Raw genomic sequence first — 16,687 nt, 5'->3', positions numbered from 1 at the left:
CGATCATTGGACCGGGAGAGAATTCATGATGCCATCGGCGCGCTTTGCCGATCTCGAAGGCGCTTCGGTGCTGATCACCGGCGGCGGCTCCGGCATTGGCGCTGCCTTGACAGAAGGCTTTGTCCGCCAGGGGGCAAACGTCGCCTTCATCGATATCGCCGACCGTCCGAGCCTGGCGCTGGCCGATCGGTTAGAGAAGGAGCTGGGCCGGCGGCCGCTCTATCTCAAGACCGACATACGCGACATCGAGGCGTTGCGGCTGTCGGCGGGCAAAGCTGCAGAGGCGCATGGCGACGTGACCGTGCTGGTCAACAATGCCGCGCAGGATGACCGTCATGCCGTGGAAGACGTCACGGTGGAGTTCTGGGACAACAATCATGCCATCAACCTGCGCCCGCATTTCTTCAGCGCACAGGCGGTGGCGCCGGGCATGAAGCGGGCCGGCGGCGGATCGATCATCAACTTCACCTCAACCTCGTTTCTCATCAACCATCCCGATATGCCGGCCTATACCGCCGCCAAGGCCGGCATCGTCGGCCTCACCAAGGGTCTTGCCGGCAAGCTCGGCATCGACGGCATCCGCGTCAACGCGATCGCGCCCGGCTGGGTGATCACCGAGCGGCAGAGAAAGCTCTGGGTCACCGAAGAAGCGCTCGCCGCTCATGTCGCCAAACAGTGCATCAAAGAGGTGATGCAGCCGGAAGACATTGTCGGCACTGTGCTGTTCCTGGCGTCGGATGCCTCACGCATGCTGACCGCGCAGATGCTGATCGTCGATGGGGGGTTCCTGTGATCTCATCGAGCAAGGCAGCTTCCGTCGCGGCCGTCGACTGGGGCACCACCCGTATGAGGGTCTGGCTGCTCGACGGCGCCGGCAAGGTTCTCGCCGAGCGGCGCGGCGATGACGGGCTGATCACCGCCCAGGCTAAAGGATTTTCGTCCATTCTCGAAGGGCATCTGGCTGCCCTGGGCGCAGCCGAGGCGCTGCCGGTCATCATTTGCGGCATGGCCGGTTCGCGCCAGGGCTGGCTGGAGGCGCCCTATGTCAGCGTGCCGGCGCCGATCGGCGCTATTCTCGCCGGCGCTGCCCGCATCCCCGGCCAGCGCCGCGACATCCGCATCGTGCCCGGCCTTGCCCAGCGTCTGGCCGACGCCCCGGACGTCATGCGCGGCGAGGAAACGCAGCTCGCCGGCGCCGGTTTGCCGGCAAAGGGGCGCCACCTCGTCTGCATGCCCGGCACGCATTCGAAATGGGTGCTGGTCGAGGACGGTGCCGTTGCCGGTTTCGGCACCTGGCCGACCGGCGAGCTGTTTTCGGTGCTGGCCGCGCACTCGATCCTGCGCCATTCGCTGGGCGAGCCGCCGAAGCCGGTTGCCGCCGAAAATCCATTTTTCCGGGAGTGGTGCCTGAAGGCGTTGGCCGAAGGCGGTGACATCGGTTCAGGACTGTTCTCGATCCGCGCCGCCAGCCTGCTGCAGGATCTGAAGCCCGAGGATGCCGCCGCGTGCCTGTCCGGCCTGCTGATCGGCGGCGAGATCGCTTCGGCAAATCGCCGTTATGGGGCGAGTGCCGTGCCCGTCGTGCTGATCGCGTCGGGCGCACTTGGCACGCTCTATGCCGACGCGCTCGGCCTTGCCGGGCTCGCGGTCAGGGTGGTCGACGCTGACGAGGCGGTGCGTGCCGGTCTTGCCGAAGCCGCGCGCGAAAATGGCATGATCGCCGGAAATGGAGTTGCCGCATGACAGAGACCGCACCTTTTCCAAAGCTCGAGCGGGGTCTGGTCGCCATCCTGCGTGGCCTCAAGCCAAGCGAGGCGGTGGCGATCGGCCAGGCGATCTTCGGCGCCGGTATCGAAGCGATCGAGGTGCCGCTCAACTCGCCCGATCCTTACGCCTCCATCGCCAGCATTGTCGGAGCGCTTCCTCCAACAGCCTTGGTCGGTGCCGGCACGGTGCTCAGCGCCGCCGATGTCGACGGCCTGCACAAGGCCGGCGGGCGGCTGCTGGTCAGCCCCAATATCGATGCCGAGGTCATGGGCCGTGCCATGCACTACGGCATGGTGACGATGCCCGGCGTGTTCACGCCGACCGAGGCATTTCAAGCAATCCGGCTCGGCGCCTCGGCACTGAAATTCTTCCCGGCGAGCGTGCTTGGCGCGGCAGGCATTTCGGCGATGCGCGCGGTGCTGCCGGCCAGTGTGCTGGTCGGCGCGGTCGGCGGCGTTTCGGATAAGGATTTTGCCGGCTACAAGGCAGCCGGCGTCAGCGTCTTCGGTCTTGGCTCCAGCCTGTTCAAGCCGGGCATGAGCGTCGACGAAGTGGCAGCGCGAGCGAAAGCCGCAGTTCAGGCCTGGGACGCGGCGTTTGGAGTGGCATGATGAGCGAGACCATTGTTTCGGTTTTTTCCGACCATGTCTGCCAACTCGGGGAGGGACCAAGCTATGACCCTGCCACCGACACGCTCTACTGGTTCGACATCGTCAATGGCCAGCTCCTGGAAAAGCTCCTGTCCGGCGGTGCAGTCAAGGTCCACGAGCTCGGCCAGATGGCCAGCGCCGTCGCCATCGTCGACGACCGGCGCCAGTTGATCGCCACCGAGACCGGCCTGCATGTCCGCGACGTCGCGACCGGCAAGCTGACGTTGCATACGCCGATCGAGGCCGACAATGCGGTCACCCGCTCGAACGATTCACGCGTTCACCCTTGCGGCGCGCTGTGGGTCGGCACAATGGGCAAGGGCGAGGAGAAGGGTGCCGGTTCGATCTACTGGTTCTTCAAGGGCGAGCTGCGCCGGCTTTATGCCGACATTACTGTGCCCAACTCGATCTGCTTTTCCGAGGATGGGACCATTGCCTATTACACCGACACCAGCACCGGCCTGTTGGTGCGCGTCGGCTGCGATCCGGCGACCGGACTGCCGGTTGGCGAACCGAAGGTCTTCGTCGACCACCGTTCGGCCAAGGGCTATATCGATGGTTCGGTGCTCGACCGTGACGGCATATTGTGGAACGCCTGCTGGGGCGGCAGCGTCGTCGAAGCCTATGGACCCGACGGCAAGCTCGTCCGTTCGGTGGCGATGCCGGCGACGCAGCCTTCCTGTCCGGCTTTCGTCGGCAGGAATGCCGACCGGCTGGCGGTCACCTCCGCCTGGTCGGGCAAGAGCGAGAAGCAGCGCCTGCTCGACCCGCAAGCCGGCATGACATTCATGCTCGACATTCCAGTCAATGGTCGCTTCGAGCCGCGTGTGCTGATTGGCTGACCATGATCCCGAAAAGTGGGAACCGGTTTTCGGAAAAGATCATGGTCAAACAGGAAGATGGCGCCGTTGCTGTCGTGCAGGCATTCGGCTGACGTCGGTTCCGCGAAAGCCGAATGCATTCGCCGTGCGATGCTAGAACGGTTCATCGTTTCGCGGGAACGCTGAACCGCTCTATCTCTTTGTTTTGACGCAATTCCGGACGGAAAACCGTTTCACACTTTTCCTGGAATTGCTCTAGCAATCGTGCTGCCCGGGAAATCGTTCGATCATGTCAAGCCGCAAGCCGAAGCTGATCCTTGTCTACGAGCCGGAAAAGGCCTGCTTCGATCGGCTGGTTGCCGATAACCACGTGCCGAAGCGTGCCGCCGAAATTGCCTCCTATCTGGCGCAATCGACCGACTTCGCTGCTGAATTCGACGCACTTGCCGCCGCTTGCCAAAAGCGCGGCCTGTCATTCGCACCGCTGGCGCTCGACGATGCCGCAAGCGTTCTCGGCGGCGAGGACCCGAAGACCACGCTTGTCTGGACGCTGACCGACGGCATTGCCTATTTCCGTGGCGGCGCCGCACCAGCTCTGGCACGGCTGAATGGCCTGAAGGCGATCGGCGCCGACGATGCGTCGTTCGCGCTCTGTCAGGACAAGTTCCGGTCCGGCGCCGTGCTCGGCGCGCTTGGCCTGCCGGTGCCGCGGGCTGGCCTTGCCCGTGACGGCGCCTGGCTGGTCGCGCCGCCGGCTTCGCCCGCCGGCTGGTTCGTCAAGCCGAACCGGCTCGGCGCCAAGATCGGCATCTGGCCGGATTCGCACTGCCACGATCTCGGCCACGCGCTGGAGCTTAGCCGGCGCGTCTTCGCCGCCTATCGCGACGATGTCATCGTCCAGCCCTATGTCGCCGGCCGCAACGCGCGCGCCAGTTTTCTCGGATTGAGGCCGGATACCGGCGTCGAGGCGCTGGGCATCGCCTTTGTCGATTCGGGCGGCGACTTCCAGACAATGCAGGACAGCCTGGCGCTTTACGGCGATGCCGGCGCAGCGGCGAAAGCTGCGGGAAAATATACCGAGCCGGTGCTGCTGCCGGTCGCCGGCAGCCAGCCTGAAGCCGATGCAAGAATCCGTCGCATCGCCGAACGCCTGATGGTCGGGCTTGGCCTGCGGGATGTGTTTTCCATCGATTTCCGGGTCGAAGCCGACGACAGCATCCACCCCATCGAGTTCGAGGTCTGCCCCGGCCTGCCCTGCTTCGATTTCCGCGATTACTGTCGCCAGCAATGGGGCTTGAGCCTCGCCGATGCGATGGCGGAGGCAGCGGCGAACCGGCTTCTCGCCTAAATCCCCTCGACCAGCACGATTTCGCCCTCGGCCACCTTCTGGCGGATCGCGACGGCGCGCTGGTATTCGGGCGAGTGGTAGCAGTCATGCGCCGCCGCAAGCGACGGAAACTCGATGATCACGTTGCGGTCGCGGCCCGGCCCCTCGGCCTTCTCATGCGCGCCGCCGCGCGCCAGGAACTTGGCGCCGAAGCGGTCGAAGGCCGGTTTGGCAGCTGCGACATAGTCCTTGTAGCCTTCCGCATCGCGCACGTCGACGCGAGCGATCCAGTATCCCTTGGGCATGGCTTTTCTCCGGGTTAATTCCTGGCGTCAGGCCGAGCGCATTTCATCGAGGATCGCTTCCGCCGCCGCCCGCCTGTCGGCCGCGCCGACGATCGGCCGGCCGACGACGAGATGGCTGGAGCCGTTGCGGATCGCCTGCGCCGGCGTCACCACCCGCTTCTGGTCGCCATGGTCGCTGCCCTTCGGCCGGATTCCCGGCGTCACGACCGCCAGGTCGGGGCCGACGATGCGGCGCACCGCCTCAGCTTCCTCGGCCGAGCAGACGATGCCGCCCATGCCGGCATGCAGCGCCTGCTCGGAGCGCCTCAGCACCAGTGTATGCGGATCATACTCATAGCCGGCGTCGATCACGTCCTGCTCGTCCATCGAGGTCAGCACGGTGACCCCGAGCAGGCAAAGGTCGCTGCCCCTGGCAGCCTCGACCGCCGCCTTCATCGTCTTCGGATAGGCATGGATGGTCAGCATGCTCATGCCCATCCTGGCGATGTTTTCGACGCCCTTGGCCACCGTGTTGTCGATGTCGAGCAGCTTCATGTCGAGAAAGATCCTGGTGCCGCCGCTGGCCAGCTCGCGGGCGAAGTCGAGCCCGCCGGCAAAGGCGAGCTGGTAACCGATCTTGTAGAAGGAGACGATCCCGTCGAGCTCGCGCACCGCTTTCTCGGCTTCCTTCAGCGTCGGCAGGTCGAGGCCGACGATCAGCCTTTCCTGCATCGTGTCGGCATGCGGGGCGTCCGGGATCATGCCTCGATCCGCGTCGACAGCATGCGCGAGGTTTCGATCAGCGTTCGGCATAGGTGCTCCATCGATTGGCGTAGTCTCTCGTCCCTGAACTTGCCCTCGTCGTCGAAGGCGTTGCCGCCCTCCGGCACCGAACATTCCGGTGTCACCACCTCCATCCGGCAGCGTACCAGAACGGCGCGCAGATGGTTGATGCAGCGTATCCCGCCGAAGGGTCCGTTGGAAGACGAGCAGAGGCCGGCGACCTTGCCGGCAAGCGGCCTGAACGTCCGGCCGCCATCCTTGCGCAGCTGGCTCACCCAGTCGATGCTGTTCTTGAGCAGCGGCGGAATGGAGCCGTTATATTCGGGCGTCGCGATCAGCAGCCCGTCATGGGCGGCGATCATCCGGCCGAGCTTGACGGCGTTTTCGGGAATGCCTTCGTCCTTTTCCAAATCCTGGTCGAGGATCGGCAGCGGATAGTCGGCGAGCGAGATGCGGGTCACCTCGGCGCCCTGCATGGCAAGTTCCTTCTGTGCCACGTCGGCGGTCCTGCCGCTATAGGCGCCGCTGCGCACCGAACCGGCGACGACGAGAATTTTCGGGATCACAGCCATGGGTCTGCCTTGTCACCCGATGGGTATAAGACAAGTGCTATTCAAACCCAACGCTTCAATTCATGCGGCCCCGCGTCGGTAGATCCAAAGCTGCGTCGGCGGAATGTTGCGGATGACGAAATGGAAATGCTCGACCGTATAGTCGCCGCGGCCCGGCGGGATCGGCGACAGCGGCCCGTAAGTCAGCTGCACGATCGGCCGGCCCGCCGGGATACGGTCGAGCAGCCTCTCGACATAGGCGATGCGCTGGGCGACAGGGAAATTGAGCAGCGGCACGCCCGATATCACAGAATCGAAGATCAGGTCGCGCTTATCGCCAAGCGTCGCGTCGAGATTGAAGGCGTCGCCCTCGATGACGTTGACGCCTGGATAAAGCTGGCGCAGATGGCGCACGAAATCAGTGGAATATTCGACCGCGTAGAGATTCTCAGGCTTTATGCCCTGGGCGAGGATGGCGCGTGTGATGACGCCTGTACCGGGCCCGACCTCGAGCACCGGCAGGCCGGATGTCGGATCGACGATCGAGGCCATCTTGCCTGCGGTGATGGAACTGGTCGGGACGATCGAACCGACCGCCTTCGGCTTGTCGATCCAGCCCTTGAAGAACTTCAGCTCGTCGTCGAACTTTTCCGCCAGCGTCTTTCGCAGTCCGGGACTACGCGTCATTGAAAGTCCTCCTCAACGCTCCCTCGCATGCTACTTAGCAGTTACGAGGTGCAAGACAACGCGAATCCCCGGATAAGGTGTTGATGACGCTCGGGAAGCGTTCTCCAGGGATCAGCTTCAGTGCTCGCCGAACGTTTCGAAAAAGTCTTTCATGCGGGCGAAAAATCCGCTCGACTGAGGCGAATTGTCCTTTGAGGAAAGCTGCTCGAATTCCTCCAGCAATTCGCGCTGACGGCGCGAAAGGTTCTGCGGCGTCTCAACCACCGTCTGGATGTAGAGGTCGCCGATATTGGGCTGGCGCAGCACAGGCATGCCCTTGCCCTTGAGGCGGAACTGGCGACCGTTCTGGGTGCCTTCCGGCACCTTCACCTTCGTCTGGGTACCGTCCAGTGTCGTCACCTCGAACGAGCCGCCAAGCGCTGCCGTCGTCATCGAGATCGGCACCTTGCAATAAAGATCGGCCCCGTCGCGCTGGAAGAATTCGTGCGGCTTGACCGCGAGGAAGATGTAGAGATCGCCCGACGGGCCGCCGCGCAGGCCGGCCTCGCCCTCATTGGCCAGCCGGATGCGGGTGCCATCCTCGATGCCGGCAGGGATGTTTACCGACAGCGAGCGCTCCTCGGTGACACGGCCCTGGCCGGCGCATTTCGGGCACGGATCCTTGATGGTCTGGCCGCGCCCCTGGCATTGCGGGCAGGTGCGCTCGATCGAGAAGAAGCCTTGCGTGGCGCGCACCTTGCCGTGGCCGTTGCACATCGAGCAGGTGACGGGCTGGGTGCCAGGCTTGGCGCCGCTGCCCGAGCATTCCGAGCAGGAAATCGAGGCTGGCACCCGAATCTGCGCGGTCTTGCCGGAAAATGCCTCTTCCAGCGTAATTTCCATATTGTAGCGCAGGTCGGCGCCGCGCTCGCGGCCGCCGGACGAGCGGCGCTGGCGCCCGCCCATCATGTCGCCGAAAATGTCTTCGAAAATGTCGGCGAAGCCGCCGGCGCCAAAGCCTTGCGCCCCGCCATTCATACCGCCGTGCTCGAAGGCGGCGTGGCCGAATCGATCATAGGCGGCGCGCTTCTGCGGGTCCTTCAGTGTCTCGTAGGCTTCGTTGATTTCCTTGAACTTGTGCTCGCAGGCATGGTCGCCTGGATTGCGGTCGGGATGGAACTGCATGGCGAGCTTGCGAAAAGCGCTCTTGAGCTCCTTCTCGTCGGCGCCCTTTTGCACGCCTAGCGTTTCGTAAAAATCAGCTTTCATGTTTTCCCGCAGTCCGGATAGTCAACGTCTTGAAGCATCGTTGCGTCGTTTGCCGGCACGCTGTTCCGATTTAGGTGTGATGGAGCCGCGATGCCAGTGTCTACGAGGCTTTGTCCGCATTTTTTCGGGCAGCTCAGCGTTTTTCCGGCAAAGGGTTGCAAAAAAGCCCGGCTGTGCGCCGGGCTTTTTCCCTTACCTGTACCGTCAGGCGGTTCAGGCCGACTTCTTCTTCTCGTCGTCTTCGTCGATTTCCTCGAAGTCGGCATCGACGACGTCACTGTCCTTGGCGGCATCAGCCTTGGCGTCGGCCTCGGCGGCTTCCTTCTGCGAAGCCTCGTACATGGCCTGGCCGAGCTTCATCGAGACTTCGGCGAGCGTCTGCGTCTTGGCCTCGATCTCGGTCACATCGTCGCCTTCGGCAGCGGTCTTCAGCGCCGCGATCGCATCGGCAATCGCCGTGCGGTCGGCCTCGGAAACCTTCTCGCCGTATTCCTTCAGAGATTTCTCCGAGGAATGCACCAGCGCCTCGGCCTGGTTGCGGGCCTCGACCAGCGCGCGCCGCTTCTTGTCGGCTTCGGCATTGGCCTCGGCGTCCTTGACCATCTTCTCGATGTCGGCGTCCGAAAGGCCGCCGGACGCCTGGATGCGGATCTGGTGCTCCTTGCCGGTGCCCTTGTCCTTGGCCGAGACGTTGACGATGCCGTTGGCGTCGATGTCGAAGGTGACCTCGATCTGCGGCACGCCGCGCGGCGCAGGCGGGATGCCGACCAGATCGAACTGGCCGAGCGCCTTGTTGTCGGCGGCCATTTCACGCTCGCCCTGGAAGACGCGGATGGTCACCGCCGACTGCGAATCCTCGGCGGTGGAGAACACCTGGCTCTTCTTTGTCGGAATCGTCGTGTTGCGTTCGATCAGCCGCGTGAACACGCCGCCCAGCGTCTCGATGCCGAGCGACAACGGCGTCACGTCGAGCAGCAGCACGTCCTTGACGTCGCCCTGCAGCACGCCGGCCTGGATAGCGGCGCCCAACGCGACGACCTCATCCGGGTTGACGCCCTTGTGCGGCTCCTTGCCGAAGAACTGCTTCACGATCTCCTGGATCTTGGGCATACGGGTCATGCCGCCGACCAGGACGACTTCGTCGATTTCGCCGGCCTTCAGGCCGGCATCCTTGAGCGCCGCCTTGCAAGGATCGATCGTGCGCTGGACGAGATCCTCGACCAGGCTCTCGAACTTCGCCCGCGTCAGCTTCAGCGTCAGGTGCTTGGGGCCGGTGGCATCGGCGGTGATGAAGGGCAGGTTGATCTCGGTCTGCGTGGTGGACGACAGCTCGATCTTGGCCTTTTCAGCCGCTTCCTTGAGGCGCTGAAGGGCGAGCTTGTCGTTCCGCAGGTCGATGCCCTGTTCCTTCTTGAACTCGGCCGCCAGATATTCGACCAGACGCATGTCGAAATCCTCGCCGCCGAGGAAGGTGTCGCCATTGGTCGACTTCACCTCGAACACGCCGTCGCCGATTTCGAGCACCGAAATATCGAACGTGCCGCCGCCAAGGTCATAGACGGCAATCGTCTTGCCTTCCTTCTTGTCCAGTCCATAGGCAAGCGCGGCCGCCGTTGGCTCGTTGATGATGCGCAGCACTTCGAGGCCGGCGATCTTGCCGGCATCCTTGGTCGCCTGGCGCTGGGCGTCGTTGAAATAGGCCGGAACGGTGATGACCGCCTTCTCGACCTTCTCGCCGAGATAGGCCTCCGCCGTTTCCTTCATCTTCTGCAGGATCATCGCCGAGATCTGGCTAGGCGACTGCTTCTTGCCGCCGGCCTCGACCCAGGCGTCGCCATTGTCGCCCTTGACGATCTTGTAGGGGACAAGCTTCTTGTCCTTCTCCGTCACCGGATCGTCGTAGCGGCGGCCGATCAGGCGCTTGACCGCGAAAATGGTGTTCTCAGGATTGGTGACCGCCTGGCGCTTGGCCGGCTGGCCGACAAGGCGCTCGCCGTCGCTGTTGATGGCGACGATGGAAGGAGTCGTGCGCGCGCCTTCCGCATTCTCGATGACCTTGGATTCCTTGCCGTCCATGATGGCGACACAGGAATTGGTTGTTCCCAGATCGATACCGATTACTTTTGCCATTTCTCTAATCTCTCCGCTAAGCAGGCTCTCAGGACCCGTACAGGCGTTCCGACGAAAGCCCCTGTTCACAAGAAATTCCGCTCCGGCAACCGGCATTCGGCGCTGGACGGCTTGGCGCGTATATAAGAACAGGCTGCGTGGCGCGCAAGCATTCTGCGCAAGGCGTTCACCATTCATCGCGGTTGATCGGATTCGGGACCGGCAGGCCCGTATTTTCCGGCGGTGATCCAGCCAGCCCGGCCCCCGGCCCATGAACCTTTCCGCCTCGCCCCGCGACTGACGCTCAGGTGCCGCGTGGTGCGGCCCGGAAAGGAAAGCCCCATGACCACAGATCCAGAGGCTCCATGGTCTCCGGGAACAGCAGGAGCTCAGCGCGACCATCGCCTTCGGGACCGGGTCGATGCGCTGGGCTTTTCGCTGGTTCCGTTGACCCTGCGCGGACGCAGGCGTACCGTGACGTTGAGGAAAGCAGACAATTCGATCAGGGATGAACGTGCCGGAACGCCGCGCCCTGCCCTGATTTGCGCGCCGGGACCGGATGTTTCTCCCATGACCTGTGGGGGGAGATCCATGTCTTGCGACCACGGCGCATTCGTGCGCTCTCGTGCCGGCCGTTTGCGCCGCGCCATCCAGGCTGCCAGCGGATTGTCGATCTTGGCGCTCGCCGCTGGGCTCTGGCTCGGTGGCTCGGCCCAGGCTCAGGAAACTCAGATCATCTATCCCGGCTCGATGGCAGTGACCGGATTCTCCGGCACCATCATTCCCAATTTCGAGGAAGGCCTGCCGCCGGGCGTCGATCCCGTCGACGAAACCTTTATCGACACGGCGCGCGCGACCTTGCGCATCTTCGACGTCTCAAGGCTGGGCGGGCCGGCGTCTGGCCAATTGGTCTTCACCCCGCCACCGTTCGAGGTCACGGCCGGGCAAATCGGCCAGGTGTTCGGCATCACCTACGACGACGGCGTGCGCGACGGCGTTCCATCGGCCGTTCCAAACCTCTATGCCGGCGCCACGTCGCTGCACGGCATCCGCATAGTCACGCCAGACGGCGACGCCGACGGCCGGCCGGAGCGGCAGCGCCGCGGCACGGCTGACGCGGTCTTCATGGACGGCCAGTTCGGCACCGAAAACGGCGGCGGCCCCGGAACGATCTGGAAGATCGACGGCATCACCGGCGCCGTCTCGAAATTCGCCGATATCGACGCCAATAGCGGTCCCGGCATCGGCGACGTCACTTTCGACAATATCCACCGCCAGTTCTTCGCCAGCGATCTCGACACCGGCCTCATCCACCGCATCGACGCCAATGGCGCGCTGCTCGACACGTTCGACCACGGCATAGCCGGCCGCCCGGCGCACGGGCTTGCCGCCCTTGCCGACGACGGCTCGGTGATTGACATCCAGGGTGCTGCCTTCGACAGCGAGGACCCCGACAGCTGGGGCTACACGCAGGACGAGCGCCGCGTCTGGTCGGTCGCCTATCGTGGCGGCCGGCTCTATTATTCGGTCGGTGATAAGGCGGAGATCTGGTCGGTGGGCGTTGCCGGCGACGGCAGTTTCGCCGGCGACCCGCGCTGGGAACTGACGGTCAAGGCCGACAAGGATTACGCGGTCACCGACATCGCCTTCGACAACGAGGGCTTCATGTACCTGGCCCAGCGCGGCCCGGTGGAGAACCGCTACGACTACAGCCAGTTCGCCGATTCCGGCAAGGGTGAGGTCATCCGCTACTGGCGCGAAAATCCGGACGATCCGGCGACGGAATCGGCCTGGGTGGAAGTGCCGCAGGAATATGCGGTCGGCTTCCCGCAAGACAACCGACAGTCGGCCGGCGGCCTCGACCTGCAATATGGCTACGATGCCGAAGGCAATCTCGATACCGGCGTCTGCACCGACACGCTGGTCGATACCGGCGACAAGTTGCGCGACAACCCGGAGCTTGCCGAACAACTCGCAGCCGGCGGGCCGCTCGCCGTGCACGGCGTGCAAATCACGCCGACGGCACTGGTCAAGCCGGTCAACATGCCGCCTTTCGGCTCGTGGTTCGTCGACTTCGACAATTATTTCGAAGACCCGGAAGTCGAAGGCCATGTCGGCGACGTCGAGGTCTGGCGCCCCTGCGAAGGCCGTGCCGGCTATTACGAGCAGGTGCCGGGCGGCTATCTGCCACCGTTCTATCCGCCGGACTTTCCGCCCCCCGGCAATCTGCCTCCTTGCCTCGATATCGAGGATGTCAGGTATTTCTGCACGCCCTCCGGCCTCGAGGCCGATCTCTATCTCCATGACCATGCCGGCTTTGGCGGCGATTCGATCAAGGCTCTGTCCAGGACGCCTGGCGTTGGGGTGACTTCACCTCTGTCGCATGCGCCCGGCGCGCCATACACGATCGGCATCACCGGCCATTACCCTGGCGATATGGTCGATGTCGGGCTCTGCTTCTACAGGCAGTCCGATAGCGACAAGGGTGGCTACTACCCTTGCTGCAAGATGACCTTGCGGCTCAGAACCCCAGCCGTCAGCTGCGAGCCGTGAGGAGGGGAAGATGAGCAATCTCGCATTTTTCCCGCCTGCGACAAGCAGCCCATCAACCGGCAAACAATCATTCGTCATGGAGACCATCATGAAACCCCTGTCACTCGCCAGGCGCGGCGTGCGCTGGCTGATGGCGGCCGGTATCGCGGTCGCCATGCTGAGTCCGCTGCAAGGCTTCGCTGAAGACCTTGCTCCGGCCAAGACCAAGCCTGCCGATGCGGGCATCTACACTGCCGTTCCAGATCCCAGGCTCGATTTCGACAATCCTCGCATCGTCAATCCGGAGCCGGGCCGGATCGTGCCCTTCTTCACCAAGAAAGGCACCCAGAGAGGCTGCGACTATGTCGTATACTCGCTGAGCTTTGGCTTGCGGGGCAATCCGCAGGGTTTTGCCAGCCCGGACCTCGCCGCCATGCTGAAAAAGGTCAGGCTCGATTTCAGGGACCAGCTCCCGCACGGCCTGCGCATCGTCGGCGTGCATGTGACCGGCGACGGCACCTATGCGTCCGGCGGACAGCTGCCCGGTGCTGCGATCAGCAGTTCGGCTGGCCCGGACGATACCGCGACGGTGTCCGATTTCCGGATTTCCGCCAGCGATCTCGACGGCATCGGCGCTGCGAACGAGCGCGTCATCACGTTCCAGATCACCGCCAAGATCGACCATGCGGCGTTTCCGTCGCCGACGATCGTTCACAACCAGGGCGTGGTTAAGGTGAGCCGCGAACGCGGCGCCGGCATCGAAATCCCGTCGCAGGATCCGGGCAAGCCGGACGACGGCAATTATCTCACGGGTGCAAAGACGTCGATCAAGATCGACGTCACCAGGTGCAACCCGCCGCCTCCACCTCCCGGCAAGGAATGCTTCAAGGTGGAGCGCGGCACGGTCGATTGCGTGCCCGGCGGCGGCGCCTTCATCTACCACATGCCGGTCGGCCCAGAGATGGCCGGCAAATGGGTGCAGCTTTCGACGACGACACCCGGCATCACCATCATTCCCGACACGCAATTGGTGCCGGCCGGCGGCGGTGTGCTCAATTGGAAGATCGTCGGCGCTTCACTCGGCGACGTCATCCACATCATCGTCACCGGTATCGAAACCTATGCCGGCCCGAGGGAGGGCTGGGGCCTGTGCTGTACGCAGACCATCGATATCGTCATCCCACGTGATCAGCGCTGCCCGCCGAAGGACAAGGAACCGGATCTGAAAGTCGAAAAGCGCGCCGACGTGCAACGTTGCACCATGGGCGGCGGCTGCGACTTCACCATCAGGGTCACCAATGTCGGCGATGCACCCTACCACGGCAAGATCGTGCTCGACGAAGTCACCCTGCCGGCCGGCTCCACCCTCGATTCAGGGCCGAACCCGCCTTGGGTCTGCGCGCCTGGAACCACCCCGATGATTTGCACTCATCCGGTGACCACGCTCAATCCGGGTGCCTCTGTCGACCTCAAGCTCGGCTTCAAGCCGGCCGCAGGCTGGCGAGGCAGCGTCTTGCGCAACTGCGCCACTTACAATTACGGCGCCAGCGGCAAGCCGCTTTTCGGCAGCCAGCAAAACGATCGCGGCTGTGCTTCGATCCCGGTCTGCCGGCGTGGCGATCGTGACCGCGACTGCCGGCCGCCGGTGGAGAAGAAGGTCGACCTGATCCTGAAGAAGCGCGCCCGCACCGAATTCTGTTCGGCCGATGGCGTCTGCACCTTCGTGGTCGACATAATCAACAATGGCAGCGTCCCCTATAATGGGCCGCTGACGCTCGTCGATACCTATCCGGGCGGCGCGCCGGCATCCTCGACCTTCGGCCCGACGCCGCCATGGACATGCGGACCGAACGGCTCCGGCCAGTTCCGCTGCGACAATGCCGGCATCGTGCTGTTGCCTGGCGCCTCGACGCCGATCTTCGTCAGGGCGGTGATGCCGGCCGACTACCGGCCCGACAGTGTCGAGAACTGCGCCGAGGTGAAAGCTATTCCCGGTGAGAACGACATCACCAACAACAGGGCCTGCGCCAAGGAACGCATCCGTCATCCGAATGGCGGCCAGCCGGCCCTGCGCATCACCAAGGTGTGCAATGGTTCGCTGGCCGGTGCTGCGGTCGTTTCCTGCCGCATTACCGTCATCAGCCTCGGCACCACTGCCCCGACCGGTCCGGTACGGGTCAACGATGCCGCGACGCTGATAGCCAGCGGAGCGCCGGTCCAGATCCAGACCGTCACCCCAGACGGCGCGGAATGGACTTGCGGACCGGTTCCGGCCAATGCGCTGTCGTGCCAGATTCCCGGCGCCGTCATGACGCCTGGAACCAGCCGCCATTTCGACGTGATGGTTGCCGCGAACGGCGAATTCGAGAACTGCGCACGCGGCTCCTACGGCCCGGCTCCGGGAGACGACATCGTCTATCCGATCGGCCAGGTCTGCGCCAAGGGCGGCGGCGCCTCGACCATCCGCGTCGAGAAGACCGGCGCCGCCGAGTGCAAGCCCGGCCAGCCCTGCTCGTTCGAGATCACCATCACAAACGATGGGGCGAGCGCTTTCTCCGGCCCGGTTCGCGTCGGCGATGCCATCGGCGTCGAAGGCCTCGGCCGGCTGGAGGGCGTTGCGATCACCTCGATCGATCCGCCCTTCGGCTGCTCGCCGGAGCCGGCAACCTTGCCTGTGTCCTGCATCGCCCAACTGACGCTCGGCGCCGGGGAAAGCCACGTGCACAAAGTGACCGTGGTCATACCCGACGACGGCCGTCTGGCCAATCTGCAGGGCACTGTAAACGGCCAGAACTGCGTCGGCGTGCTCTCTCCGAACACGCCGGTGCAAGGCGGTGGCGACGTGTTGTCCCGCGGTGCGGCCAACGTGCAGGGTGATCGCGGCAAGGCCTATGCCTGCCATCCCTTCACCATCAGGAATGAGATGAAGAAGGAATGCTCGGCAGGCTTCGTCATGAACGACGTCGGCAACTGCGTCTGCCCGCCCGGCACGACCTTCCGCAATGGCCAATGCTCGTCCGGGAGCGGCACGGTCATCGTGCCGAAGCCAAAACCTTGCGTTCTGCTCAAAGGCCAGATCCGTACCGAAGACGGACGCTGCGTCTGTCCGCGCGGAACCGAGCTGGAGAACGGCGCTTGCGTGGGCAGCAAGCCGCAGCCCGAGCAGTGCACCATCCGTGGCCAGATCCACGACGCTGCCGGCGATTGCGTCTGCCCGCGGGGCACCGAAGTCAGAGGCAATGCCTGCCGGCCAATCCAGCCAAGGCCCGAGCAGTGCACCATCCGTGGCCAGATCCACGACGCCGCTGGCGATTGCGTCTGCCCGCGGGGTACGGAAGTCAGGGGCAATGCCTGCCGGCCAATCCAGCCGAAGCCGGAGCAGTGCACCATTCGTGGTCAGATCCACAATGCCGCTGGCGATTGCGTCTGCCCGCGGGGCACGGAAGTGCAAGGCAATGCCTGCAGGCGCAAGAAGCCTGTTGTGGTGGAGTGCCCGATACCTGGTCAGATCCACAACAAGCGTGGCGTTTGCGTCTGCCCGCGTGGGACAGAGCTGCGCGACGGCGCCTGCCGCAAACCACGGTTGGAATGCGCACCGGGCGCGCGGCCGATCAATGGCCAGTGCCAGCCGATCCGCAAACCGAGCCTGCTGCTGAATCCAAAGGTTCTTCAGCAGGTCGTGCCAAGGCGCAAGCCGCAGCTCGAGCAATAGGATCGCGCGCGGAACTTCAAACGGTGATGGTTCGATCAAGAAAACCCCGCCGGAGCGATCCGGCGGGGTTTTTCTTTGGCTGGCAGATGAAAGAGCAGCGAAAACCTGAAGCCGTGGCATCAGCGGAAGGACAAACCGGCTTCCACTTTCCGGACTCGACTCATGGTCTAGGCAGGCGATACAGAGGGTCCGTAAACCGAGGCGTTCGGGAAGACC

13 protein-coding genes are annotated in these 16,687 nt (G+C 64.0%); 7 read left to right on the top strand and 6 right to left on the bottom strand.

Annotated features, from left to right (window positions below; translation table 11 throughout):
* The first annotated feature begins 25 nt into the window (after positions 1-25).
* From NKI58_RS11525 to NKI58_RS11505, 5 genes are all read left to right on the top strand, one after another.
* Positions 26-793, top strand: coding sequence for an SDR family NAD(P)-dependent oxidoreductase (locus NKI58_RS11525; protein ID WP_352571548.1), 768 nt, complete (start codon positions 26-28; stop codon positions 791-793).
* A complete protein-coding gene (locus tag NKI58_RS11520) occupies positions 793-1,743 on the top strand; it encodes a 2-dehydro-3-deoxygalactonokinase (protein WP_502897012.1) in 951 nt (316 codons plus the stop codon). The genes NKI58_RS11525 and NKI58_RS11520 overlap by 1 nt, the downstream gene beginning before the upstream one ends.
* Positions 1,740-2,378: a 2-dehydro-3-deoxy-6-phosphogalactonate aldolase gene (locus NKI58_RS11515; protein WP_023679860.1), complete on the top strand. Its 639-nt coding sequence runs from the start codon at positions 1,740-1,742 to the stop codon at positions 2,376-2,378. Before NKI58_RS11520 ends, NKI58_RS11515 begins: the two co-directional genes overlap by 4 nt.
* The gene (locus NKI58_RS11510; protein WP_352787083.1) at positions 2,378-3,259 is read left to right on the top strand and encodes an SMP-30/gluconolactonase/LRE family protein; all 882 of its coding nucleotides are present in this window, start codon (positions 2,378-2,380) and stop codon (positions 3,257-3,259) included. Before NKI58_RS11515 ends, NKI58_RS11510 begins: the two co-directional genes overlap by 1 nt.
* 268 nt (positions 3,260-3,527) lie before the next feature.
* The gene (locus NKI58_RS11505) at positions 3,528-4,586 is read left to right on the top strand and encodes a D-alanine--D-alanine ligase family protein (RefSeq protein WP_352787085.1); all 1,059 of its coding nucleotides are present in this window, start codon (positions 3,528-3,530) and stop codon (positions 4,584-4,586) included.
* Here NKI58_RS11505 and NKI58_RS11500 read toward each other — a convergent pair.
* The 6 genes from NKI58_RS11500 to dnaK all read right to left on the bottom strand — a co-directional run bounded on the left by NKI58_RS11500 (position 4,583) and on the right by dnaK (position 10,248).
* Positions 4,583-4,870, bottom strand: coding sequence for a DUF1330 domain-containing protein (locus tag NKI58_RS11500; RefSeq protein ID WP_023679856.1), 288 nt, complete (start codon positions 4,868-4,870; stop codon positions 4,583-4,585). The genes NKI58_RS11505 and NKI58_RS11500 overlap by 4 nt on opposite strands.
* A gap of 27 nt (positions 4,871-4,897) precedes the next feature.
* A complete protein-coding gene (gene pyrF, locus NKI58_RS11495) occupies positions 4,898-5,611 on the bottom strand; it encodes an orotidine-5'-phosphate decarboxylase (RefSeq protein ID WP_352787087.1) in 714 nt (237 codons plus the stop codon).
* Positions 5,608-6,204: an NADPH-dependent FMN reductase gene (locus tag NKI58_RS11490; RefSeq protein ID WP_352702057.1), complete on the bottom strand. Its 597-nt coding sequence runs from the start codon at positions 6,202-6,204 to the stop codon at positions 5,608-5,610. The genes pyrF and NKI58_RS11490 overlap by 4 nt, the downstream gene beginning before the upstream one ends.
* 60 nt (positions 6,205-6,264) lie before the next feature.
* Entirely contained in the window at positions 6,265-6,870 is a 606-nt protein-coding gene (gene pmtA, locus NKI58_RS11485) for a phospholipid N-methyltransferase PmtA (protein WP_352787090.1), read from the bottom strand.
* Between the two features lie 117 nt (positions 6,871-6,987).
* The gene (dnaJ, locus tag NKI58_RS11480; RefSeq protein WP_023679852.1) at positions 6,988-8,118 is read right to left on the bottom strand and encodes a molecular chaperone DnaJ; all 1,131 of its coding nucleotides are present in this window, start codon (positions 8,116-8,118) and stop codon (positions 6,988-6,990) included.
* A 213-nt stretch (positions 8,119-8,331) separates the two neighbouring features.
* The gene (dnaK, locus tag NKI58_RS11475) at positions 8,332-10,248 is read right to left on the bottom strand and encodes a molecular chaperone DnaK (protein WP_023679851.1); all 1,917 of its coding nucleotides are present in this window, start codon (positions 10,246-10,248) and stop codon (positions 8,332-8,334) included.
* A gap of 570 nt (positions 10,249-10,818) precedes the next feature.
* Between dnaK and NKI58_RS11470 the strand changes: the two genes are divergently transcribed.
* Together NKI58_RS11470 and NKI58_RS11465 are read left to right on the top strand one after the other, a co-directional pair.
* A complete protein-coding gene (locus NKI58_RS11470; RefSeq protein ID WP_352787092.1) occupies positions 10,819-12,780 on the top strand; it encodes a hypothetical protein in 1,962 nt (653 codons plus the stop codon).
* 10 nt (positions 12,781-12,790) lie between these two features.
* Positions 12,791-16,471 (top strand): DUF7929 domain-containing protein, encoded by a 3,681-nt coding sequence (locus tag NKI58_RS11465; protein WP_352787094.1) that lies wholly within the window; start codon positions 12,791-12,793, stop codon positions 16,469-16,471.
* Positions 16,472-16,687: the final 216 nt, after the last annotated feature.

Source organism: Mesorhizobium sp. M0522 (genome assembly GCF_040321085.1).
GTDB lineage: Bacteria > Pseudomonadota > Alphaproteobacteria > Rhizobiales > Rhizobiaceae > Mesorhizobium.
Note: the sequence above shows the minus strand (reverse complement) of the source record. Positions and strands in the feature narration are given on the sequence as shown.

Coding starts and splice junctions, on each gene's coding strand:
- NKI58_RS11525 (WP_352571548.1), top strand. CDS start 26: ATGATGCCATCGGCGCGCTTTGCCGATCTCGAAGGCGCTTCGGTGCTG.
- NKI58_RS11515 (WP_023679860.1), top strand. CDS start 1,740: ATGACAGAGACCGCACCTTTTCCAAAGCTCGAGCGGGGTCTGGTCGCC.
- NKI58_RS11510 (WP_352787083.1), top strand. CDS start 2,378: ATGAGCGAGACCATTGTTTCGGTTTTTTCCGACCATGTCTGCCAACTC.
- NKI58_RS11505 (WP_352787085.1), top strand. CDS start 3,528: ATGTCAAGCCGCAAGCCGAAGCTGATCCTTGTCTACGAGCCGGAAAAG.
- NKI58_RS11500 (WP_023679856.1), bottom strand. CDS start 4,870: ATGCCCAAGGGATACTGGATCGCTCGCGTCGACGTGCGCGATGCGGAA.
- pyrF (WP_352787087.1), bottom strand. CDS start 5,611: ATGATCCCGGACGCCCCGCATGCCGACACGATGCAGGAAAGGCTGATC.
- NKI58_RS11490 (WP_352702057.1), bottom strand. CDS start 6,204: ATGGCTGTGATCCCGAAAATTCTCGTCGTCGCCGGTTCGGTGCGCAGC.
- pmtA (WP_352787090.1), bottom strand. CDS start 6,870: ATGACGCGTAGTCCCGGACTGCGAAAGACGCTGGCGGAAAAGTTCGAC.
- dnaJ (WP_023679852.1), bottom strand. CDS start 8,118: ATGAAAGCTGATTTTTACGAAACGCTAGGCGTGCAAAAGGGCGCCGAC.
- dnaK (WP_023679851.1), bottom strand. CDS start 10,248: ATGGCAAAAGTAATCGGTATCGATCTGGGAACAACCAATTCCTGTGTC.
- NKI58_RS11470 (WP_352787092.1), top strand. CDS start 10,819: ATGTCTTGCGACCACGGCGCATTCGTGCGCTCTCGTGCCGGCCGTTTG.
- NKI58_RS11465 (WP_352787094.1), top strand. CDS start 12,791: ATGAGCAATCTCGCATTTTTCCCGCCTGCGACAAGCAGCCCATCAACC.